This is a genomic window from Streptomyces sp. NPDC005774 (genome assembly GCF_042871645.1).
GTDB lineage: Bacteria > Actinomycetota > Actinomycetes > Streptomycetales > Streptomycetaceae > Streptomyces > Streptomyces pratens.
Genome location: NZ_JBIAIV010000046.1, coordinates 1 through 22027 on the forward strand (window position 1 = coordinate 1; position 22027 = coordinate 22027).

The 22027-nt window shown below is 68.5% G+C and carries 18 protein-coding genes and 1 pseudogene; 8 read left to right on the forward strand and 11 right to left on the reverse strand.

All coding sequences use genetic code 11. The annotated features are described in order from the left end of the window. Positions 1–196: 196 nt before the first annotated feature. Positions 197–805, forward strand: a complete 609-nt coding sequence (locus ACFYQA_RS30580; RefSeq protein WP_388924669.1) for a TIR domain-containing protein — start codon at positions 197–199, stop codon at positions 803–805. A 54-nt stretch (positions 806–859) separates the two neighbouring features. Here ACFYQA_RS30580 and ACFYQA_RS30585 read toward each other — a convergent pair whose 3' ends face one another. After that, positions 860–1582, reverse strand: coding sequence for a hypothetical protein (locus tag ACFYQA_RS30585; protein WP_388924672.1), 723 nt, complete (start codon positions 1580–1582; stop codon positions 860–862). 212 nt (positions 1583–1794) lie between these two features. On the opposite strand from ACFYQA_RS30585, the gene ACFYQA_RS30590 reads away from it, so the two are divergent. The 3 genes from ACFYQA_RS30590 to ACFYQA_RS30600 all read left to right on the forward strand — a co-directional run bounded on the left by ACFYQA_RS30590 (position 1795) and on the right by ACFYQA_RS30600 (position 6209). Then, a complete protein-coding gene (locus ACFYQA_RS30590) occupies positions 1795–2685 on the forward strand; it encodes a DUF4231 domain-containing protein (protein WP_388924830.1) in 891 nt (296 codons plus the stop codon). Between the two features lie 298 nt (positions 2686–2983). Continuing rightward, positions 2984–3301 carry a trypco2 family protein gene (locus ACFYQA_RS30595; protein ID WP_388924675.1) on the forward strand — a complete coding sequence of 106 codons (318 nt, stop codon included), beginning with the start codon at positions 2984–2986 and terminating at the stop codon, positions 3299–3301. 49 nt (positions 3302–3350) lie between these two features. Then, positions 3351–6209: a tetratricopeptide repeat protein gene (locus ACFYQA_RS30600; protein ID WP_388924678.1), complete on the forward strand. Its 2859-nt coding sequence runs from the start codon at positions 3351–3353 to the stop codon at positions 6207–6209. A gap of 386 nt (positions 6210–6595) precedes the next feature. Here the strand turns inward: ACFYQA_RS30600 and ACFYQA_RS30605 are convergent, their stop codons facing one another. Then, entirely contained in the window at positions 6596–8872 is a 2277-nt protein-coding gene (locus ACFYQA_RS30605) for an MMPL family transporter (protein ID WP_388924681.1), read from the reverse strand. A gap of 157 nt (positions 8873–9029) precedes the next feature. Beyond that, positions 9030–9629, reverse strand: coding sequence for a TetR/AcrR family transcriptional regulator (locus ACFYQA_RS30610; protein WP_388924684.1), 600 nt, complete (start codon positions 9627–9629; stop codon positions 9030–9032). 273 nt (positions 9630–9902) lie between these two features. Between ACFYQA_RS30610 and ACFYQA_RS30615 the strand changes: the two genes are divergently transcribed. Then, complete coding sequence (locus tag ACFYQA_RS30615; RefSeq protein WP_388924687.1) at positions 9903–13355, forward strand: S41 family peptidase; 3453 nt, start codon at positions 9903–9905, stop codon at positions 13353–13355. Positions 13356–13413: 58 nt separating this feature from the next. On the opposite strand, the gene ACFYQA_RS30620 is transcribed toward ACFYQA_RS30615, so the two are convergent. From ACFYQA_RS30620 to ACFYQA_RS30635, 4 genes and pseudogenes are all read right to left on the reverse strand, one after another. Further along, on the reverse strand, positions 13414–13599 hold the full coding sequence (locus ACFYQA_RS30620) for a hypothetical protein (protein WP_388924690.1): 186 nt from the start codon (positions 13597–13599) through the stop codon (positions 13414–13416). Positions 13600–13679: 80 nt separating this feature from the next. Further along, a complete protein-coding gene (locus ACFYQA_RS30625) occupies positions 13680–14639 on the reverse strand; it encodes an SDR family oxidoreductase (protein WP_388924693.1) in 960 nt (319 codons plus the stop codon). Positions 14640–14746: 107 nt separating this feature from the next. Continuing rightward, positions 14747–14995, reverse strand: a pseudogene (locus ACFYQA_RS30630) (alpha/beta fold hydrolase); the annotation flags it as partial. Next, entirely contained in the window at positions 14992–16536 is a 1545-nt protein-coding gene (locus tag ACFYQA_RS30635) for a flavin-containing monooxygenase (protein ID WP_388924696.1), read from the reverse strand. The gene ACFYQA_RS30635 and the pseudogene ACFYQA_RS30630, both read right to left, overlap by 4 nt. A 230-nt stretch (positions 16537–16766) precedes the next feature. Here ACFYQA_RS30635 and ACFYQA_RS30640 point away from each other — a divergent pair, with 230 nt between their 5' ends. After that, complete coding sequence (locus tag ACFYQA_RS30640) at positions 16767–17387, forward strand: MerR family transcriptional regulator (RefSeq protein WP_388924833.1); 621 nt, start codon at positions 16767–16769, stop codon at positions 17385–17387. Positions 17388–17478: 91 nt separating this feature from the next. Here the strand turns inward: ACFYQA_RS30640 and ACFYQA_RS30645 are convergent, their stop codons facing one another. Next, positions 17479–17970 (reverse strand): cupin domain-containing protein, encoded by a 492-nt coding sequence (locus ACFYQA_RS30645; protein ID WP_388924699.1) that lies wholly within the window; start codon positions 17968–17970, stop codon positions 17479–17481. 158 nt (positions 17971–18128) lie between these two features. Here ACFYQA_RS30645 and ACFYQA_RS30650 point away from each other — a divergent pair, with 158 nt between their 5' ends. Further along, positions 18129–19571 (forward strand): PLP-dependent aminotransferase family protein, encoded by a 1443-nt coding sequence (locus ACFYQA_RS30650; protein ID WP_388924700.1) that lies wholly within the window; start codon positions 18129–18131, stop codon positions 19569–19571. Between the two features lie 259 nt (positions 19572–19830). Here ACFYQA_RS30650 and ACFYQA_RS30655 read toward each other — a convergent pair whose 3' ends face one another. Further along, a complete protein-coding gene (locus ACFYQA_RS30655) occupies positions 19831–20640 on the reverse strand; it encodes an exodeoxyribonuclease III (protein WP_388924703.1) in 810 nt (269 codons plus the stop codon). 80 nt (positions 20641–20720) lie between these two features. On the opposite strand from ACFYQA_RS30655, the gene ACFYQA_RS30660 reads away from it, so the two are divergent. Continuing rightward, a complete protein-coding gene (locus tag ACFYQA_RS30660; protein ID WP_388924706.1) occupies positions 20721–21197 on the forward strand; it encodes a GNAT family N-acetyltransferase in 477 nt (158 codons plus the stop codon). Positions 21198–21332: 135 nt separating this feature from the next. On the opposite strand, the gene ACFYQA_RS30665 is transcribed toward ACFYQA_RS30660, so the two are convergent. Further along, positions 21333–21659: a hypothetical protein gene (locus ACFYQA_RS30665; RefSeq protein WP_388924708.1), complete on the reverse strand. Its 327-nt coding sequence runs from the start codon at positions 21657–21659 to the stop codon at positions 21333–21335. Further along, positions 21656–22003: a hypothetical protein gene (locus ACFYQA_RS30670; RefSeq protein ID WP_388924711.1), complete on the reverse strand. Its 348-nt coding sequence runs from the start codon at positions 22001–22003 to the stop codon at positions 21656–21658. Before ACFYQA_RS30670 ends, ACFYQA_RS30665 begins: the two co-directional genes overlap by 4 nt. Positions 22004–22027: the final 24 nt, after the last annotated feature.

Below are 22027 nucleotides of genomic sequence, written 5' to 3' on the forward strand. Positions count from 1 at the left end.
ACCCGCAGCTCAACCGACCCCGGCACCCGCCGAGTCACCCGCACCATCGTGCTCCACCAGCTCACACCCCACACGGCTTAACTCATGGCCATTGCCAGCAGCCCAAATCCTCCCCATTGTCCGAGATCAGCGGGCACACTCGAGCGTAATAACTCTTCGTGGCGATGACTACTACATTGCGGCATACGGCGAAGAAGTGACCGAAAAATACATCACGTCAACGCCCGGTCGCGAGGCAGTTACGATTTCAAGAAATGCGGAAGAAAGGAATAGCAAGAGCACAATGGATCCCCGTCGCGTCTTTGTCGTTCATGGGAGAAACCTCAAAGCACGCAACGCCATGTTTACTTTCCTCCGCTCCCTATCTTTGAGTCCAGTTGAGTGGAACGAGGCCAGTCTCGCAACGGGAAAGCCGTCACCTTACGTTGGCGAAATCCTGGATTTTGCATTCAGTCAAGCCGCAGCTGTCCTAGTTCTGATGACTCCGGATGACAGCGCTTCACTAAGAGAGGAATATCGCGGATCCCATGAGCCTGCCCACGAAACTGAACCGACAGGGCAGGCAAGGCCAAATGTCCTTTTCGAAGCCGGAATGGCCATGGGTCGGGATCCAAACAGGACGATCCTTGTAGAACTAGGGGTGGTTAGGCCATTCAGCGATATCGCAGGACGTCACATGATTCGAATGAACGACTCAACTTCACGACGGCAGGAATTGGCCCAACGCTTGCTCAGCGCCGGCTGCGCTGTGAGCATGATGGGTGTCGATTGGCACACCGTGGGTGATTTCGAGGCTTCCATCTAGCTGATTCAATGCCAGCCTCTATAAGGGGACTGTAGAGGCTGGCAGGCTCGGCAGCTACCGGTAAATTGCAAGAATATCCAGCATGAATGCCGGACCCTCAAGATAATGATCTCGCTCATTTTCAGCTGGCTTTTTACGCTCCATTTTTCTGCGCTCTGCTCTTGGGATCAGCGATGTTCCGGGGAGTGCAAGAAAAGGCTTCCACTGCCCCGCTTGCCAGACACTTGACACTTTTCCGATCAAGCGAGCCGGCCCTTCAACATCCGACTTGATGTACTCCGGAGCCAACTGACCCGCCAGTCGCCATTCGCAATCCTCCAACTCGCCAACAGCGATTTGACTTCCACCGAGAGTGCTGGAGAAAAGCTTGACTGCATCGCGCTGCTCGCGGCTTGGAAGATCACCCATCCCGTCAACACCGAAGACAGACATCGCCGGCCCGATCGATTCCATCAAGTTCAAAGCGTCGGCCAAACCACCTCGCGGCGATAGCGCCTTCACTAGATCAGGAATATAAATATCACATTCCGTGTCAACCAGATGACCGACTTTGACCTCACTCAAGTCAGTTTCCACTCCGATCGGAAACCAACCCGCCAGATCCGTTTCGGATTTCGCTAGGGACAGAAGCCTCTCGAATTGCGCTTGCGGCGTGTCAGAGAAGGTCGCCTTTTCCTTCTCGTCTTGACGCTCAAGCGAACTGCGAACGCCATCCTCTAGGGCGCTCACGTAGTCAGCGAGTGCACTGGTGTCGAGGTACATAAACCTTTTGAGCATGCGAGGATCCTATATGTCAGGCGGATGCCACGTGTGGAGAAGACAGAAACGATCACACTCCTGCAGTCGATAGGATAGTAAAATAATCAGATGTCCCGATATTGCCTGACATTACGGCTGGCCATCCAGGGCGTAAACCTTCCTCATTGTGGATAGGTAGCTGTAGGTGATCCACGGTTCCGGGAGGGTAGTAGCTAGTGGCGGCTCTGGGAATGGCCAGGAATGATCTCCCCGGCCTTTATAGGGCGGCGAGTGACACATCCCGCCGAGGGCAAAAAACTCACATCCGTCTCACAAGACTACGATTGAGTATGGCTATACTGGCTGCTCTTGCGGGAACCTTATCGACGACAAGTTCGATATCTCCAGGTTCGAGGCGGATTTACGCGTCCTTCTCCATAGCATTCTTCACAGGAGCTCTAGTCGCCGAGATTCTCCTACTGAAAGAACGTCCTGACCGCTCTTGGTACGGCGGTCGAGCCCTCGCAGAGTCTATAAAGACCCTCGCCTGGAGGTTTTCCGTCTGCTCCGCACCATTCCCTAAGGAAATGCAGCTTGACGAGGCTGAAAGACTGTTCAGAAGAAAGCTCCGCGAGTTGCTTTCCTTGCACTCGGTGAGGTTAATGTCCAATGTAGATCCGCTCGTGACAGAGAACATGGCGGCCATACGGGCATCTAGCCTGAGTGAGCGAATGGAATGTTACATAAAGTATCGGATTGACGCACAGTGCGTATGGTACGCCGATAATTCCAATAAATCTGAGCGGGCAGCTAAGCGTTGGAAAATTCTCTTACTTCTACTGGAAGCGCTGGGTCTAGTTACAGCACTGCTGGTTCTCCTGGATTATTCGTTCTTGGATTTTAGCGGCGTGTTAGCAGCCCTAATCATAGCCGGTGTCGCCTGGGTAGAAGTACGCCAATTCGACTCAGTGGCCGAGGCCTATGCTTTGACATCCCTGGAACTATCTCTTATACGGCACTCTGTCGCTGAGGTTTCCACTGAGCAATCATGGTCTACGTACGTGCATTCTGCCGAGCAGGGAATTAGTCGAGAACATACCATGTGGCTCGCAAAGAGATCTGGTGCACGCAATGCGTTCTAGGTGTGGCGTGTCAGAACTTAATGACGCGCCTACAGGACGCTTGAAGGCATAGTCAGTGGGCTTTAGCTGCTTTTCCGATATCTGGGGCGTAAGCCGCTTGCATCTCTAGGTCACTTCTTCACCGACTTCCTGAAGCGGCGCCATTCCTGGACCAAGGAGCACAAGGACCGCTGTGGCGGTGCCCTGTCGCAGCGGCGCCCTGACTATGTGACAGTTCGTCATTCTGGGTCATTTCAGCGGCTGGGTGCCGTTACCCTGCGGATCTGAACGTCACCTCGTGAGATCAGGGGGAACCATCATGCCGCAGGAGCCGTGGGCAGGACTGTCCGAGGCCATCAGCGCGATCCGGGCCGAGTTGGAGCAGGCCATGACCGACGGCCACGGGCACACGATCCAGTTCCGCACCGGACCGGTGGAGATGGAGTTCGCCGTGGACGTCAAGAAGGACGCCCAAACCGGCGCGAAGGTGTCCATCCTGCCCTGGAGCGCCAGCGCCGAGGCAAAAGCCGGATACGCGGCCGGCACCACATCCCGCCTGAAGATCACCTTGCAGCCGGTCGACGAGCACGGCCAGGACCAGAACATCGGTGCCAAAAGCCCGCAACGCCCCAAGTAGCGCCGGTTGACGCCTGCTCGGTGAGTTGTAGAGAACGGGGGGTGTGCACGTGGACGTGCTACGGGTGATGGAGGTCTGGGACCCAACGGGACGGATCGCCGGGACCGGCTACCTCATCACGGACCGACTGGTCCTGACCGCCTACCACAACATCCAGCACGCCAAATCTGCCTATGAGCGGGCCGTAGAGGTACGGCAGCTGGCCCTACACGGGGAGCGGCAGACCGTATGGGCGTCAGCTGAGGTGCTGTGGCCGGATCAGCCACCCGACATCGAGCAGGACCCACACACCGATGCCGCCCTGCTGCTGATCACCGACTCGGCCTGGCAGCCTCCCACTTTTGCGAAGGCGGTGCATTGGGGGCGAATGCCCGTCCCGTCGCTTAGTGTCGTCGGGACGCGAGTGGCGTGTGTCGCTGTGGGGTTCCCGGAGGCCGAGCAGCGGGACGGCGAGCGGGACACCAAGGAGATTCGCGGGCACATCGAGACCCTGACCGGCCTGAAATCCGGCCTCATCACCGCCCACCTCGATGAAGTCGCCACCCCGGGCACGACGGGTGCAGCATCGTCCTGGTCCGGAGCATCCGGGGCCGCCCTGTTCTGCGGGGATCTGCTGACCGGGGTCCTGACCACCGACCGCGCGAGGAACTACACGGGCGACCAGCTCATCGCCGTCCCCCTGGCCACCCTCGCCGCACGCCCCGACTTCACCACCACCATCAAGGCTGCAGGCAATCTGCTGACACTCCAAGACATCACGATCCCTGCCGGCAGCGACTATTCCTCAGGGCCGTACGACATTGACGCGCCTTCCGGTCTGCATAATCTTCCTGGCCTTCCCACCGAAGTGTTCGTCGGCCGAGAGAACGCCCTGGCCAGCCTGACCAGCGCCATGGAGCAGGGCTCCAAAGCCATCACGCAGACCATCCAGGGACTCGGCGGTGTCGGCAAGACCACCCTGGCCCTGCACTACGCCCACACCCACCGGGAGTCCTACCAACTGGTGTGGTGGATCCGCGCCGACACCCCCGAACAGATCACCACCGGCCTCGCCGCTCTGACCACAAGCATCCATGGCAGCGCTACCGGCCGCACTACGGCCGAGGACGCCGGGTGGGCCATCAGATGGCTCCAAGCTCACCCTGGCTGGCTCCTCATCCTCGACAACGCCGAACACCCCGACACCGTCCGCCATCTGCTGGGCCAGCTGCACCACACAGGACGCCATCTGATCACCAGCCGCTTCGTGCGTGGCTGGCCCACCGCACCCCTCGCCCTCCCCCTCCTCACCCCGGATGCCTCACTCGATCTGCTCACCCGTCTCACCGGCCTGACCGACCCCGACAACCAGCACCACGCACGCCTCCTCACCGACGAACTCGGGCACCTCCCCCTCGCCCTCGAACAAGCTGGCGCCTTCATCGCCGAGAGCCACATCACCGTCAGCGCCTACCGGGACATGCTCCGCCAGTACACGGCCCAGACCACCAGCACCGCCCCCGCGGGCAGCGACCCTCAACGCACCATGGCCCGCATCTGGCGCATCACCCTCGACGCCCTCCACCGCGACACCCCCCTGGCCGTCGACATCCTGCGCACCGCGGCCTGGCTCGCCCCCACCGCCATCCCCCGCACCCTGCTCGCCCCCTTGGCCGACGGCCCCGTCAGCTACGCCCAAGTTCTCAGCCAGCTCGCCGCGTACAACATGATCATCCTGGACGCCGGCACTCTCAGCGTCCACCGCCTCATCCAGACCGTCGCCCGCACCCCCGACCCCACCACGACAGACGACGCCGATCCCCACCGCACCCCGGACAGCATCACTGCCGCCCGCCACCATGCCACCGCCCTCTTGCGCACCGTACTGCCCGACGAACCAGAGACGAACGTGGCCGGATGGCCCGTCTGGCGCACCCTGCTCCCGCACGCTGAAGCCCTCTTCACCGCCGTCGACCCCGCCCACGACACCGAGGACACCGACCTCCTCCTCAACCAAACCGCCATCTACCTGCAAGGCCAAGGCCAGATCACCCAGGCCATCGCCTATAAGAGGCGCTCCCTGGACGCGTCCACCCGCCTCCACGGCCCCGACCACCCCTCCACGCTCACCTCCCGCAACAACCTCGCCAGCGCCTACGAGGCGGCGGGGGACCTCGGCCGGGCCATCCCGCTCTTTGAACAGACCCTGACCGACCGAGAGCGGGCCCTGGGAAAGAACCACCCCTCCACGCTCAACTCCCGCAACAACCTCGCCAGCGCCTACGAGGCGGCTGGGGACCTCGACCGGGCCATCCCGCTCTTTGAACAGACCCTCACCGATTGCCTACAGGTCCTGGGCGAAGATCACCCCTCCACGCTCATCTCCCGCAACAATCTCGCGTACGCCTACCAGGCAGCGGGGGACCTCGACCGGGCCATCCCGCTCTTTGAACAGACCCTGACCGACCGAGAGCGGGCCCTGGGAAAGAACCACCCCTCCACGCTCAAGTCCCGCAACAACCTCGCCAGCGCCTACCAAACGGCGGGGGACCACGACCGGGCCATCCCCCTCTTTGAACAGACCCTCACCGATTGCCTACAGGTCCTGGGCGAAGACCACCCCGACACGCTCACCTCCCGCAACAACCTCGCGTACGCCTACCAGGCAGCGGGGGACCTCAACCGAGCCATCCCGCTCTTTGAACAGACCCTCACCGATTGCCTACAGGTCCTGGGCGAAGACCACCCCGACACGCTCACCTCCCGCAACAACCTCGCGCGCGCCTACCAGGCAGCGGGGGACCTCAACCGAGCCATCCCGCTCTTTGAACAGACCCTCACCGATTGCCTACAGGTCCTGGGCGAAGACCACCCCACCACTCGTAGGGTCAGTGCCAACCTCACCTACGCGAAATCGACCAACGCTTGACCCGCTCCAACTGCGAGCAGCGACGTTCACGCCCAAACCAGCTTCTCTTGTCGCGCGCGATCAACCAGCGCACGCCGATGGGTGACCAACCCGGTACACATACGAAAGTAGCCTCCTCAACTCCCTTGAACAGCGAGATTATTACTGCATGAGCAGCGCTTGACCGACGGCTCCCGCAGGGCGGCGACGGGGGCGAGGGCTGTGGAGCCGTCGGAGCTCAGGGGCACTTTCGTCGTGCGGGGCGCGGTAGCGGCCTGGCTGCGGGGCGGACGGCCCCCGTCGGCCCGGGCTCCGTCGGCCCGGCCGGTGGGCGTACGAGGAAGCCGGTGAGGGCTCCCCGTCCCCACGGGGCCCTCACCGGCTGGTTCTGCGGTGTGGTGCGGCTGTCAGGCGCGGACCAGGTCCCGGTCGTCGTCCGGGCTGCCGCCCCTCTTCCCGGCGTCGGCGTCGGCGTCGGCGTCGGTGCGCAGGCCTTCGCCCTCGACGTCCACGTTGGGCAGGACACGGTCCAGCCACTTCGGGAGCCACCAGGCCTTCTTGCCCAGCAGGGCCAGGACCGCGGGCACGATCGCCATGCGGACGACGAACGCGTCGAAGAAGACGGCGATGGCGAGACCGAAACCGATCATCTTGACCATCGACTCACTGGAGCCGATGAAGCCGGCGAAGACCGCCATCATGATCACCGCGGCCGCGCTCACCACGCGGGCGCCGTGCCGGAAGCCGGTCACCACGGCCTGGCCCGGCTTCTCGCCGTGGACGTAGGCCTCCCGCATCCGGGTCACGAGGAACACCTCGTAGTCCATGGCCAGTCCGAAGACCACGCCGACCATGAAGATCGGCATCATCGACATGACCGGGCCGGTCTCCTCCACGCCCATCAGGCCGGACAACCAGCCCCACTGGAAGACCGCGACCACGGCGCCCAGCGCGGCCATCACCGAGAGGAGGAATCCGAGGGCCGCCTTGAGCGGGACCAGGATCGACCGGAAGACCACGATCAGCAGCAGGAACGCCAGCCCGACGACCAGGATCAGGTACGGGACGAGCGCGTCGTTGAGCTTCTGCGACACGTCGATGTTCATCGCCGTGGCACCGGTGACCAGGACGTCCGCGCCGGTGTCGTCCTTGATGTCCGCTCCGGCGTCCCGGATGTCGTGGACCAGGTCCTCGGTCGCCACGGACGAGGGCTTGGAGTCCGGGACAACGGTGATCGTCGCCGTGTCACCGGCCTTGTTGGGTGCCGCGGGGCTCACCGAGACGACGTCGTCGAGCGCCTTGATGTCGTCGCCGGTCTGCTGGAAGACGGCGTCCGGGTCGTCGCTGTTCTTGGCGTCGACCACGACGACGAGCGGGCCGTTGAATCCGGGGCCGAAGCCTTCGGAGAGCAGGTCGTAGGCGCGGCGCTGGGTGGTGGACGTCGACTGCGAGCCGTCGTCGGGCAGGCCCAGTTCCAGGGAGGACGCCGGGATGGCCGCCGCGCCGAGGCCGACGACGCCGAGCAGGAGGACGGCCACGGGGCGCCGTACGACGAAGCGCGCCCAGCGGGTGCCCATGTTCGGGCGCTGCGCCTTCTCCTGCGCCTTCTGCTGCGCGGTCCCGTTCTCCTTCTCCTTCTCCTCGTCCTCGCGCCCGTGCCGCTTGCCCTTCTCGCCGGTCGCGCGGACCCTGCGGCCCGCGTACCCGAGCAGCGCCGGGATCATGGTGAGGGCGATCAGGACGGCGATGGCGACGGTGCCGGCGGCGGCGATGCCCATCTTGGTGAGCATCGGGATGTTGACGACCGACAGGCCGACGAGGGCGATGACGACCGTGAGACCGGCGAAGACGACAGCGGAGCCCGCGGTGCCGACGGCGCGTCCCGCCGCGTCCTCGCATTCCCGGCCCTCGGCCAGTTCGGCGCGGTAGCGGGAGACGATGAACAGCGCGTAGTCGATGCCGACGGCGAGGCCGATCATCGTGGCCAGGATGGACGTGGTGGAGCCGAGTTCGAGTGTCGAGGCCAGCGCGGTGATGCTCGCGACGCCGATGCCGACGCCGATGAGCGCGGTGAGCAGGGGCAGGCCAGCCGCGACCAGCGAGCCGAAGGTGATGACCAGGACGACCGCGGCGACGCCGATACCGATGATCTCGGTGGCACCGGTCGCCGGGACGGCCTGGAGCGCGTCACCGCCGATCTCCACGGTCAGGCCGGCGTCGCGGGCTCCGTCGGCGGCGGCCTCGAGGGAGTCGCGCGAGGAGTCCTCCAGCTCCATGCCGGAGACCTGGTAGCTCACCGAGGCGTAGGCGACGGTGCCGTCCTCGCTGACGCCTCCACTCTTGTACGGGTCGGTGACGCGGGCGACCTCGGAGCCGTCGGAGAGTTCCCCGACGGTGTCCTGGACGATCGCCTTGTTGCCGGCGTCGGTCATCTTCTCGCCGGCGGGCGCCTTGAAGACGACGCGTGCGGTCGCTCCGTCGGCGCTGGCGCCGGGGAAGCGTTCCTCCAGCACGTCGAAGGCCTTCTGGGCCTCGGTGCCGGGAATGGAGAACGATGTGTTGCCCGCGACGGGTGCGCCGGCCGCGCCGACGCCCGCGAGCGCCAGCAGCGCCACCCAGAAGAGGGCTACGAAATGCCGTCGCCTGAAGGCGAAACGGCCGAGTCGGTAGAGCAAAGTGGCCACGTGGGAGTACTCCCGGTCAGGTCGTGGATTCTTCAGGGCAGGGAAGATCAGCCCGACGACGTGAGCGGTGGCGTCCGTCAGGTGGGGGTGATGGGGATGGTGGTGCCGAGGTGGGGGGTGGTACGGGTGGTGATCGCCGACCGTCGGGGTGTGCCGGTCAGCGCGGGGACACGCCGAGGGCGGGGAGCACCACGGCGTCGATGTACGAAATGAGGAACTCCCGCGTGGGCGGCAGGTCGTCGATCAGCGTCCGCGTGGCGAACGCGCCGACGAGCATGTGCACCATGTAGTCCAACGCCGGGTTGTCCGCCGGGACCTCGCCGCGCTCGATCGCACGCCGGACGATCCTCTGGAACTCATCGACCTCGGGTTCCACGAGCAGGTCCTTGAAGGCCCGCCGCAGGTCGTCGTTCATGTGCACCGCCATGGCGAGCGCCCGCATCAGGGCGGCGTTCTGCTCCATGACGCAGTCGTCCTCGCGGCCGATGATGCTGTGCAGGTCGCCCCGCAGGGAACCGGTGTCGACGTCGCCGATGCTGCCGGGCTTCTGGTGGCGCATGGCTCTCACCACCAGCTCGGCCTTGCCGCCCCACTGGCGGTAGAGGGTGGCCTTGCTGGACCGGGTGCGGGCGGCCACGGCGTCCATGGTGAGGGCGTCGTACCCGACCTCGCGGAGCAGGTCGAGCACGGCCGCGTACAGCTCGGCCTCGCGCTCGGGGGTGATCCGGCTGCGCCGCACGGTCGCGACCTCGGTCATCCCGTTCACCTTCCCGCTCCTTGGTCCCTGTCGGAAGTACCACCGCGTCACACGACACGCGTCGGTACACATGCGTCAGTACACATAGTGCCGCACGTCCGCCGTCGCCTACGCGGTTTCGCATGCGACCTCGTGCGCGGATTCGTACATGACGAATATACCCAAGACCCTATGAGAACGAAACCGTTTCGTACGTGCGCTGGGTCACGTTCGAAAATGTGCCCCGCCCTCGCACGAGTTGCTGCGGTCCGTCCCCCGGAAAAGCATGGAAGGGTGAGCTATCTGCGCCTGCCCCACCTCAACGGTGACCTGCTGTGCTTCGTGGCCGAGGACGACCTCTGGCTCGCTCCGCTCGACGCGCCGGGCGGCCGGGCCTGGCGGCTCACCGTCGACCGCGCCAAACTCGGCCACCCCCGCTTCTCCCCCGACGGCCGCCACATCGCGTACACGAGCTGGCGCAGCCTCGCCCCCGAGGTCCACCTGGTCCCGGTGGACGGCGGCCCCGGGCGCCGGCTCACCTACTGGGGCACCTCCGACACCCGGGTCTGCGGCTGGGCCCCTCCGAACGGGGACGGGGACGTGGGCGCAGAGATCCTCGCCGTCGCCTCGCACAGCGAGCCGTTCTCGTACTTCACCTGGTCCTACAAGCTCTCCCCCGACGGCAGTCCGGGCCGCAAACTGCCCTGGGGCCCGGTGTCCGACCTCCAGGTCGCCGACGTCGGCGGGGAACGGCAGACCCTGCTGCTCACCGGCACCCCACCGCACGAACCGGCCTCCTGGAAGCGGTACCGGGGAGGGGCGACGGGCAGGCTGTGGTTGCACGGACGACGACTGCTCGACGGGACGACGGACGGGACGGACGGGACGGACGGGACGGACGGGACCGTCGAGGGGGCCGGCGGTGCCGGCGGCATCGACGGGCATCTGCACTCCCCGATGTTCGTCGGCGGCCGGGTCGCCTTCCTCTCCGACCACGAGGGCGTCGGCAACCTGTACTCCGTGGCGTACGACGGCTCCGACCTGCGCCGTCACACCGATCACGGCGCGTTCTACGCCCGTCACGCGTCCAGCGACGGCAACCGGGTCGTCTACCAGTGCGCCGGTGACCTGTGGATCGTCGACGACCTGTCCCCGGGTTCCGTGCCGCGCCGGCTCGACGTCACGCTGAGCGGGCCGCGCGCGGGGCGGCGGCGCTACCAGGTGCCCGCCGCCCACCACCTGAACGGCATCTCCGTGGACGAGACGGGCCGGGCCAGCGCCGTCGTCGTACGCGGCAGCCTGTACTGGCTCACCCACCGCGACGGCCCCGCCCGCACCCTCGCCGACACCCCGGGCGTACGGGTACGGCTGCCGGAGATGCTCGGCGCGGGCGGCCAAGTGGCGTACGTGACGGACGCCGACGGCGAGGACGCCATCGAGATCGCCTCCCTGCCCCGGGCCAGCGGTCACCGCCCCGCGCGGCGGCTGGCCTCGGGGAGGCTGGGCCGGGTGCTGGAGATGGTCGCCGACCCGGACGGCGGGCGGCTGGCCGTCGCCTCCCATGACGGGCGCCTGCTGCTCGTCGACACCGGCGGGGAGGCCGAGGCGGCGGAGCGGGCGGCGGCGGAGACGGAGGCCGAGGAGGAGACGGAGGCCGAGAACTCCGGGAGCGGTGAAGGCGGTGGCGCCGGCGAGGGTGCCGGCGGCGAGGCGGCCCCCGGCCACCGGGTCACCGAGCTGATCCGGTCCGTCAACGGCCCCGTGCGCGACCTCGCGTTCTCGCCCGACGGCGGCTGGCTCACCTGGTCGCATCCCGGCATCGGGCGGTCGCTGCGGCAGATCAAACTGGCCCGGATGAAGGACCGGCTGGTCATCGACGTCACCAACGGCCGCTTCGAGGACGAGAATCCGGTCTTCACCCGGGACGGCCGCTACCTGGCCTTCCTGTCCTGGCGCGGCTTCGACCCGGTGTACGACGTGCACACCGGCGACCTGTCCTTCCCGCTGGGGTGCCGCCCGTACCTGGTGCCGCTGTCGTCGGCGACCCCCTCCCCCTTCGCTCTCAGTCCCGAGGGCCGGCCGGCCGCCGGAGGTCTCGACCCGGTGGAGGCCGACGACACCGAGGACCTCGCCGACAGCGGCGCGGTGACCGTCGAGACCGAGGGCCTGGAGAACAGGGTCACCCCCTTCCCGGTCGCCGCCTCCAAGTACTCGGCGCTGCACCCGGTCGCGGGCGGCGGGCTGGTCTGGCTGCGCTGGCCGATCTCGGGCGCGCTCGGCGAGACCTTCGCCAACCCGGACGACACCAGCGGCCGGCCGACGCTGGAGCACTTCACCATCAGCAGGGCGAAGAAGTCCGAACTCGTCGAGCACCTCGACTTCTTCGCGGTCAGCGGCGACGGCACCCGGCTGGTCGTCGCGAACGAGGGCGAACCGCGCGCGGTGCCCGCGACCGAGCCGGGCGACAGCGACTCCACCGTGTGGATCGACGTCCGCCGCATCCTGCACGAGGCCGACCCGGGGGCCGAGTGGCGGCAGGCGTACGAGGAGGCCGGGCGGCTGACCCGGTCCTACTTCTGGGAACCCGGCATGTGCGGCATCGACTGGGACGCGGCGCTCGCCCAGTACCGTCCACTGGTCGAACGGGTCGCCTCCCCGGACGAGTTCACTGACCTGCTGCGCGAACTCCTCGGCGAACTCGGTACCTCCCATGCCTACGTCACCGCCGCCCGCCGCAACGAGGGCCCGCCGCACTACCAGCGCCGTCAGGGCTTCCTCGGCGCCAACCTCGTGTCCCGCGAGCACGGTTGGACGGTCCGACGGATCCTCCCCGGCGACTCCTCGGACTCCAGGGCCCGCTCCCCGCTGGCCGGCACCGGCATCCGTGAGGGCGCCGTCCTCACCCACGTCGACGGCCGTCCGGTGGACCCGGTCACCGGGCCCTACCCGCTGCTCGCGGGGGCGGGCGGCACAACGGTGGAGCTGACGTTCACCCCGGCCGAGGGCACCGGCCCGCCCCGCAGGGTCGCCGTGGTCCCGCTGATCGACGAGCGCCCGCTGCGCTACCAGGACTGGGTGGCCAAACGGCGTGCGGTGGTGCGGGAGTTGAGCGGTGGCCAATGCGGCTATCTGCACATCCCCGACATGGGCGGCTCGGGCTGGGCCCAGTTCAATCGCGACCTGCGCATGGAGGTGTCCCGCCCGGCCCTGATCGTGGACGTCCGCGGCAACGCCGGCGGCCACATCAGCGAACTCGTCGTGGAGACACTGACCCGCACCATCCTCGGCTGGGACCTCACCCGCGACGCCCAGCCCGTTTCGTACGCGGCCAACGCCCCGCGCGGGCCGGTGGTGGCCCTCGCGGACGAGGCGACCAGCTCCGACGGCGACATGATCACGGCCGCGTTCAAGCTGCTGGGGCTGGGGCCGGTGGTCGGACAGCGCACCTGGGGCGGAGTGGTCGGCATGACCGGCCGGCACCGACTGGGGGACGGCACGGTGATCACGGTGCCGATGAACGCGGCCTGGTTCGACGCCTACGGCTGGTCGGTGGAGAACAAGGGCGTCACCCCCGACCTGGAGGCGCTGCGCACCCCGCTGGACTGGGCGGAGGGCCGGCACGCCGTACTGGACGACGCGGTCCGACTGGCCCTGGAACTCCTGGAGTCCGAGCCCCCGGCCACTCCCCCGACCTACAGCGACGTCCCCGACCGCTCCCGCCCGAAGCTGCCGCCGCGGGCGACGTGAGAAGGGGCGCCTACCAGGGGAGGCGCCCCTTCTCGCTTCAGTACGTCACGACGTCACGTCAGGCGTCGTAGTCCTGGTGACGGCGTTCCTCGGACTCCTGCTGCCGCCGGCGCTGCGGGTCCTCCGGGTCCTCCTGACGGCTGCGGCCGCGCTTCTGGGACTGCTCCCCTGCCTCGCCCATCTTCTGCTTGGCCTGGTCCTTCATCTGCTCGGCCTTGTCCTGGAACTTGTCCTTCATACCCATGTGGGTTCACTCCCGTGGGGGTGTGGGGGCTGTTGCCCGACCAGATTCACACGGGCGGTCACCCTGCGCATCTCGATCAGTCACGCAACGTGTTCCGAGGTCGTTCCCGCAGGTCCCGGCGCTGCTCCCGCCCGATCCGGCGCCGTTGCCATCCCGGTCCGGTGCTGTTCGTCGGCGTTGCCTCCGGCTCCGACCAGCCCCGTCCGCATGCCGGCGAACCGGTCCGCGAACCGCCGCACCTCCCGCTGTCCGACGGTGCCGATCACGCCCGGCAGGTAACCCCGTACGCCCTGCATCCCCCGCAGCCACCACTGCCCGTACACATGGCTGGAGCGCCGCTCGATCCCGGCCACCATCCGGTCCACCGCGGGACCCAGCGGGTACGTCTTGTTCGTCGGCCACGGCAGTCGCTGCCGAAGTTCCCGCATCGCCTCGTCCTGGTCGGCGCCGCGCACCATGTCCGTGTCGGTCCACGACAGATAGCCGACGCCGACCCGCACCCCCAGGTGTCCGACCTCGGCCCGCAGACTGTGCGCGTACGCCTCCACACCGGACTTGGACGCGCAGTACGCGGTCATCATCGGCGCCGGGGTGATCGCGGCGAGCGAGGCGACCTGGAGCAGGTAGCCGCGGCTCTCGGTCAGCAGCGGCAGGAACGCGCGGGCGGTGACCGCCGAGCCGATCAGGTTGACCTCTATGACGCGCCGCCAGGACTCCGGGTCGGAGTCGGCGAACGGACCGCCGTTGGCCACACCGGCGTTGGCGACCACGATGTCGATGCGTCCGAACCGTTCCTTCACCTCCGCCGCGACCCGGGCCATCGCCTCGTGGTCGGTGACGTCGGCGTGCCAGTGGTCGCTGTCGCTGTGCAGCCGCGCCGACACCCGCTTGAGCGCGTCCGGTTCCAGCCCGACCAGGGCCACCTTCACCCCGCGCGCGGACAGCTTGCGGGCGAGCAACTCCCCCACCCCGCGGGCCGCTCCGGTGACGACGGCGACCTGCCCTTCGAGACGGCCCCTGCTCGTGCGCTGTCCACTCATGCGCTCTCCTCGGCGGGCACGACGGGTGCAACGGATGTGACGGGTGCGGCGGGTGCGGCGGGTGCCACGCGTACGACGGGCGCCGCGGGCGCCGCGGCCCCGGCTCGCGGGGTGCGGTCGTGGCCACGCCGGCCGTAGGCGATCACCCGTTGGTCGGGGGTGAGTTCGCGGATCCGGGCCGTCCGGAAGTCGGTCGAGCAGGTCCAGCCGTGGGCGACGAGGACGACCGCGGGCGCCCCGCCGGGCCCGTGCAACTCGACGTGCAGCCGGGTGCCGTCGGCGGAGACCGCGGCGAGTTCGCGGGCGGGGACGGGCGGGGCGTGGGGCCCGGCGGAAACGTGCGCCGGCCGGCTCACGCGATCGCCTCGGTGCTCCCGTGGGGTGCGGCGGCCTTCTTCCCGGACACCGCCCGCAGGACGGCGTACTCGGCGAGGTCCACGCGCCGGGTGGCCCGCCGGAACTCGGCGGTCGTGCCCGGCCAGACGGTGGTGTTGCGGCCGTTGGCGTCCAGGTACCAACTGGTGCAGCCGCCGGTGTTCCACACCGTGCGCTTCATCCGCTCCTGCACCCGGTGGTTCCAGACGCGGACGGCGCTCCTGCGGGCGTCGAGGGCGACCCGGCCGCCGAGGACGTCGAGTTGGCGGAGGTAGTCGGCCAGGTAGTTCAGCTGGGACTCGATCATGAAGATCATGGAGGAGTTCCCGAGGCCGGTGTTGGGCCCGATGAGCGTCATGAAGTTGGGGAACCCGGCGGCCGAGGCGCCGCGCAGCGCCTCCATGCCGCCCGCCCAGGTCTGGGCGAGGGTCTTGCCCTCCGCGCCGACGACCCGCTCGGCGATGGGCATGTCGGTGACGTGGAACCCGGTCCCGAAGACGATGACGTCGGCCTCGGCCTCGGTCCCGTCGGCCGCCACGACCGTGGATCCCCGGACCTCGCTCAGGCCGCCGTCGACCACGTCCACGTTGGGCTGCGCGAGCGCCGGATAGTACGTGCTGGACAGCAGGATGCGCTTGCAGCCGATGCGGTAGTCGGGGGTGAGCCGGGCGCGCAGAGCCGGGTCCTTGATGGCGCGGGCCATGTGGTGCTTGGCCACCCGCTCCACGAAGCCCAGCTCGCCCGGGTGCTTGGTGAACGCCTGGACCTGCAACTCCCGCACGCCCCACAGCAGTCCGCGGCGCAGCTGGGCGGTGAAGGGAAGTGCCCGGTGCAGGGCCCGTTCGGCGCCGCCGATGGGACGGTCGACACGGGGCAGAACCCAGGGCGGGGTGCGCTGGAAGAGAGTCAGCCGGGAGACCTGCGGCTGGATGTCCGGCACGATCTGGATGGCCGACGCGCCCGTGCCGACCATGGCGACCCGCTTGCCGCGCAGGTCGTGGTCGTGGTCCCAGCGGGCGGAGTGGAAGACCTTGCCGGGGAAGGTGTCGAGCCCCGGGATGTCGGGGGTCTTCGGATCGGACAGCGGCCCGGTCGCGGAGACGACCACATCCGCGCTGAGGCTGCCGCTGCTGGTCTCGATGTCCCAGCGCAGCCGCTCCGTGTCCCACATCATCCGCTTCACCTCCGAGTCGAAGCGGATGTGCGGGCGCAGTCCGAAGACGTCGGTGACGTGCTCGAGGTAGGCGCGGATGTGCTCCTGGCCGGAGAAGGAGCGCGGCCAGTCGGGGTTGGGCGCGAAGGAGAACGAGTACAGATGGGACGGCACGTCGCACGCGCACCCCGGATAACTGTTGTCCCGCCAGGTGCCGCCGACGCTGCCGGCCCGCTCCAGGACGACGAAGTCGGTGATCCCTTCGCGCCTCAGCCGCACGGCGGCTCCCAGCCCGCCGAACCCGGACCCCACCACAGCGACCCGCACATGCTCGTGCTCGTGTTCGTGCTCGTGCTCGTGCTCGGCCATCCCGAAGCCTCCAGTCCTTACGCACCGCCGAGAACCTTGCCAGTGACCACTGGCGCAATGGGGAGAGTAAGGCAGTCTCCTACTGATGGGTAGGGGGCACGCAAGGAAAGTTACCGCCGGTACGCCCTCGGGGGCCGCGCTCGCCGCGCACCCGTGAGTTCGACAGCAGGCCCTAGGCTGCTGCCGTGGCAGAGGAAGCAGAACCCCAGGGCGAGCGGCGCGAGTACCGCATGGAGGAGCTGGCCCGCCTGGCCGGCATCACGGTGCGCACGCTGCGCTTCTACCGCGAACGCAAGCTGATACCGCCGCCCCGCCGCGAAGGCCGGATAGCGTGGTACGACGACCACCACCTGGCCCGGCTGAACACGATCACGGCGCTGCTGGAACGCGGCCACACCCTCAACGGCATAGCGGAACTGGCCGAGGCCTTCGACCACGGCCGCGACGTCGGGGAGCTCCTCGGCATGGACATCCCCACCGAGGAAACCCCCGTCCGCCTCACCCCCGAGGAACTCGCCGACTACTTCGCCGGCGACGTCACCCCGGAGAACCTGGCCGCCGCGATGGACCTCGGCTACCTCGGCATCGACGGCGAGGAGATCGTCCACATCAGCCGCCGTCTGCTGGACGTCTCGTCCGCCCTGGTCCGCGAGGGCATCCCGCTCGCGGAGGTGCTGCGCGCGGGCCGGGAGGTCCGCACCCACACCGAGGCCATGGCCGGCCTCTTCGCCGAGCTGATCCTGCGCCACGCCCCCGAGGAGGCCGTGCACCGCCTGCGCCCCCTGGCCCGCAGCGTGGTCGACGCGGAACTCTCCCTGTCGATGGACCGCCGGCTGAACAAGCAGAGCTGACCGCGGGCAGGACCGCCCGCGGACAGGACTGCCCGCGGGCGGACCCGGCCCAGGGCCGGTCAGTCGTCGGGCCGGTCAGTCGTCGGGCCGGTCAGTCGTCGGCGAGCTCCGCCTGCCAGAGGGAGCTGACGTAGTAGTGGTTGTCGTACCGCTCGGAGCCGGCCTTGATGTCCTCGACAGTGGCCTCGCCCCGGTACACACGCTCCAGCAGACGGTAGTAGTCGAAGCGGTCCATACCGGGGGTGAAGGCGACCAGCACGTCGGCCTCCTCTCCCCGGGCCGGGGCGAAGGCGTGCGGCAGCCGCGGCGGCACCGTCACGAAGTCGCCGGTCTCCAGGGTGACGATCCGGTCGCCCAGCAGCACCCGCAGGCTGCCGCCGAGCACGAAGAACATCTCGGTCGCCTTGGTGTGGAAGTGGGCGGGAGCACCCGGAGACCCCTTGCGCAGGGTGGCCCGGTTGGCCGTCAACGCACCCTGGGTCCGGGCGGAGTCGGCGAGCAGCGTGATGAGGCTGGTGGGCCCGTCCTGCAGTGTTTCGGCGGAACCGGCACGGACGAGGACGGGCTGGGCGGACGCGTTCACGGGGTTCTCCTCCGGTGCGGTCGGGTCGGTGGAACTGCGGAAGCGGGACCGCACGAGCCGGCCTCGGACCGTGTCCGGGCCCCGGTGTCCCGTCGGGTCCCCGCACTTCCTGATGACTACGTTATGCACTCGAAAGACCCTGTGTAGGGTGCATTCCCGTGTCTGATTCATGGGTCAATTCGGCCGAACACGTCGGCAGCGACCTGCACTTGGACCTGAAGCCGGACATGGCCGGAGGCCGTGGCCGCCGTGCCGCGCTCGGTCGCGCGCTGCGCGAGGCGATCGGGGACGGACGGCTGGCACCGGGCACCCGGCTCCCTCCTTACCGGTCGCTCGCCGCCGACCTCGGGCTGGCCCGCAACACCGTCGCCGAGACCTACGCCGAACTCGTCGCCGAGGGCTGGCTGGTCGCCCGCCAGGGGTCGGGGACGCGGGTGGCGCCCAGAGCGAAGCCGGTCGGTTCCCCGCGGGTGCCCGAACCGACGCCGGCGCGCCCCCGACCACCCGCCCACAACCTGCGGCAGGGCCTGCCGGACCTCGCCTCCTTCCCCCGTACCGCCTGGCTGGCCGCCGCGCGGCGGGCGCTGAACGCGGCGCCCCACGACGCGTTCGGGCCCGGTGATCCCCGTGGCCGGCCCGAGCTGCGACGCGCCCTCGCCGCATACCTGTCCCGCGCGCGAGGCGTACGCACCGACCCCGAGAGGATCGTCGTGTGCTCCGGTTTCGCGTCCGCCCTGCGGCTCCTCTTCGGCGGGAAGGTGCTGCGCGGCCCCCTGGCGGTGGAGTCCTACGGACTGCCGTTCCACCGGTCGATCCTGCGGGACGCGCGCGTGCGGACCGTGCCTCTGACGTTGGACGGGCAAGGGGCGCTCACCACCGAGCTGTTCGCGCTGAAGGGCGTACGGGCGGCGCTGCTCACTCCCGCCCATCAGTTCCCCACGGGAGGACCGCTCCACGCCGAGCGGCGGGCCGCCGCGGTGGACTGGGCGCGCGGGAGCGGGGGCGTACTGCTGGAGGACGACTACGACGGGGAGTTCCGCTACGACCGGGAGCCGGTGGGCGCCGTCCAGGGCCTCGATCCGCAGCGTGTCGTGTACCTGGGCTCGCTCAGCAAGAGCCTCTCACCCGCGCTGAGGCTGGGGTGGATGGTCCTGCCGGACCACCTGGTGGAGCCCGTGCTGCGCGTCAAGGGCGAACGCGAGGCGTGGTCCGGTGTCACGGACCAGTTGACACTCGCCGACTTCATCGAGTCGGGCCATTACGACCGGCACATCCGCCGGACCCGGCAACGTTACCGGGACCGCAGGAACCGTCTCGTCGCGCTCCTCGCCCACCGGGCGCCGCACATCACGCTCACGGGCATCGCCGCCGGGCTGCACGCGGTGCTGGGACTGCCGCCCGGCACCGAACGGTCGGTGACCGGGGCCGCGGCCCGGGAGCGCATCGCCGTGGACGGGCTCGCCGGCTTCCGGCACCCGGCCGCCAACATGCCCGCGCACGACGGCCTGGTCGTCGGCTACGCCGCACCCCCCGACCACGGTTTCGGGGCGGCGCTCGACGCCCTCTGCGGCATTCTGCCTCCCCCGCCCGACGGGGACTGACGGCCACCCGGGCGGGAAGGCGCACAGTCCCTCGGCAGCACTCGGGCCGTGCGGCCCCGAATGCCGAGGGTGAAGATCGGGCCGAAGGAGACGAGCGCCTTGAAAGCCCCCGGCCTGAGTTCGTCCCGGCATCCGGGTCACGAGGTGACGCGGCCGGAGCCGGCAGCGCGGGTCCGGGCGGTGGCGTGCCGCTCCTGTCCCGAGCGGCTCGACGAGAGCGCCGACCGGTGACCACGCGTCGCCCGGCCGCGCGAACTCGTCAGTCCCGCGGCCGGAAGACCACCGTCACCGGCGCGTGGTCCGACCAGCGCTCGGTATGGGTGGCCGCCCGCTCGACGTAGCCCTTGACCGCGCGGGCGGCGAGCCCGGGGGTCGCCATGTGGTAGTCGATCCGCCACCCCGTGTCGTTGTCGAAGGCGCGCCCCCGGTACGACCACCACGAGTACGGCCCCTCGACGTCCGGATGCAGCGCCCGTACGACGTCCACGTACCCGCCGTCGGCCGGGTCGAGGACCCGCCCCAGCCACTCCCGCTCCTCGGGCAGGAACCCGGAGTTCTTGGTGTTGCCGCGCCAGTTCTTCAGGTCGGCCTGCCGGTGCGCGATGTTCCAGTCACCGCACACCACGACCTCGCGGCCGTCGGCGGCGGCCCGCTCCCGCAGGCCCTTCAGATACGCGAAGAACTCCCCCATGAAGCGCATCTTCTCGTCCTGCCGCTCGGTGCCGACCTCGCCGGAGGGCAGGTACAGGGACGCGACGGTGACCCCGGGCAGGTCCACCTCCACGTACCGCCCGCTGCCGTCGAACTCGGCCGACCCGAATCCGATCTGGACACGGTCGGGCGTACGGCGCGTATACAGCGAGACCCCGGCGCGCCCCTTCGCGGCGGCGGGCGCGTGCACGACATGCCATCCCTCGGGCTCGCGGACGTGCTCGGGCAGCTGCTGCGGCTCCGCGCGCACCTCCTGCAGGCACACCGCATCGGCGGAGGTCCGGCCGAGCCACTCCACGAAGCCCTTCTTGGCGGCGGCGCGCAGTCCGTTGACGTTGACGGAGGTCACAGTGAGCATCAGGGCACGATACCGGCACACTGGACGGGGTCCGAAAAACGGATCCCCCACCCCTCCCGGATTGATATACCTTACTTCGCATGAATATCCGCCACGTCCCCTATGACCACCCCGACGCCGTCAAGCTGAACGACGAGGTCCAGGCCGAGTACGACGTCCGCTACGGCGACGGCGGCGACGCCACCCCCATGGACCCCGCCGACTTCCGGCCGCCGAACGGCGTCTACCTGATCGCCTACGACGAGCACGACAGCCCCGTCGCCTCCGGCGGCTGGCGTGTCCAGAACGCCAACGGCGAGGGCAACCGCGACGGGGACGCCGAACTGAAGCGGATGTACGTGATCGAGCAGATGCGTGGCCGGGGCCTGGCCCGCCGCGTCCTGACCGCCCTGGAGGACGACGCCCGCGCGGCCGGCCGCCTGCGCATGGTCCTGGAAACGGGCACGCAGCAGCCGGAGGCCATCGCCCTGTACACCTCCAGCGGCTACGAGCCCTGCGAGAAGTTCGGCTACTACCGCTTCCACGACAACAGCCGCTGCTACGCGAAGGCCCTGTAGACCCGCACCCGGAAAAGCCGGCGGAACGGAAACGAGCCGCCCTGCCAACCCAGCAGGGCGGGGCCGCGAGCGATGCCCAGGGGGCCGGTCGTCACCTGACGCGATCGGCTTCGGACCGTAGTCAGTGACCGTCGGTCATTGCCAGAAGACCTCTTCCACGATGATCTGGGGGTCCTCGGTGCGCGGCACGAAGGTGTAACGCAGCCAGCCGTGCCCGTGGTCGAAGTGGAAGATACGAGAACCCTTCGGAAGATCGGACCGCGCCGGCAGGACCTTCATACCTGCGGGAAGGTCCGCATCCGCGTCAATTCCCCGGTAGTAGGGATCCTTCGCCGTGACCAGTTCGGCGCGTGCCGCGTCGACGGTCTTCCGCACCTGCTCGGGCAGGGCGTCGCGGGCAGCCTGGGCCTTGAGTGTCCAGTCCATCTGCCAGGGCGGTCCCATGAGCCCGTCGTCGGTCACAGGCCGGGCTCCAGTCGCTGTGCCTCGTATCGCAGGTGGGAGGCCTCTTCGAGAAGCGCCTTCGCCTCGGCAAGGTCGGTGGCCTCTGCCGCGCGGTGATGCAGATCAGCCATGTGCGCGTCGAGCTTCGAGTCCCGGGCAACCGCGTACTCACCCCACCAGCGGGCCATGAACGCGGGCACGGTACTGATGTCGTACGCGTCCGCGACGGCCCACTTCCAGTGGTCGTCGAAGTCCGGAAGAAGCTGGGGGGTGTGCTGGGCGATGGCAGCACGCAGTGCCTTCGGGTTCCGCTCGGGCATGGGCGGAACGACCGGCGTGGGTTCTGGGGCGTGTGCGGTCATGACCGGACGTACTCCTTTTCGCTC

Bases quoted from the DNA above. Each gene is read 5' to 3' on its own strand.
- ACFYQA_RS30585 (WP_388924672.1), bottom strand. From the start codon at position 1,582: ATGCTCAAAAGGTTTATGTACCTCGACACCAGTGCACTCGCTGACTAC.
- ACFYQA_RS30590 (WP_388924830.1), top strand. From the start codon at position 1,795: ATGGCCAGGAATGATCTCCCCGGCCTTTATAGGGCGGCGAGTGACACA.
- ACFYQA_RS30595 (WP_388924675.1), top strand. From the start codon at position 2,984: ATGCCGCAGGAGCCGTGGGCAGGACTGTCCGAGGCCATCAGCGCGATC.
- ACFYQA_RS30610 (WP_388924684.1), bottom strand. From the start codon at position 9,629: ATGACCGAGGTCGCGACCGTGCGGCGCAGCCGGATCACCCCCGAGCGC.
- ACFYQA_RS30620 (WP_388924690.1), bottom strand. From the start codon at position 13,599: ATGGGTATGAAGGACAAGTTCCAGGACAAGGCCGAGCAGATGAAGGAC.
- ACFYQA_RS30625 (WP_388924693.1), bottom strand. From the start codon at position 14,639: ATGAGTGGACAGCGCACGAGCAGGGGCCGTCTCGAAGGGCAGGTCGCC.
- ACFYQA_RS30635 (WP_388924696.1), bottom strand. From the start codon at position 16,536: ATGGCCGAGCACGAGCACGAGCACGAACACGAGCACGAGCATGTGCGG.
- ACFYQA_RS30640 (WP_388924833.1), top strand. From the start codon at position 16,767: ATGGAGGAGCTGGCCCGCCTGGCCGGCATCACGGTGCGCACGCTGCGC.
- ACFYQA_RS30655 (WP_388924703.1), bottom strand. From the start codon at position 20,640: ATGCTCACTGTGACCTCCGTCAACGTCAACGGACTGCGCGCCGCCGCC.
- ACFYQA_RS30660 (WP_388924706.1), top strand. From the start codon at position 20,721: ATGAATATCCGCCACGTCCCCTATGACCACCCCGACGCCGTCAAGCTG.
- ACFYQA_RS30670 (WP_388924711.1), bottom strand. From the start codon at position 22,003: ATGACCGCACACGCCCCAGAACCCACGCCGGTCGTTCCGCCCATGCCC.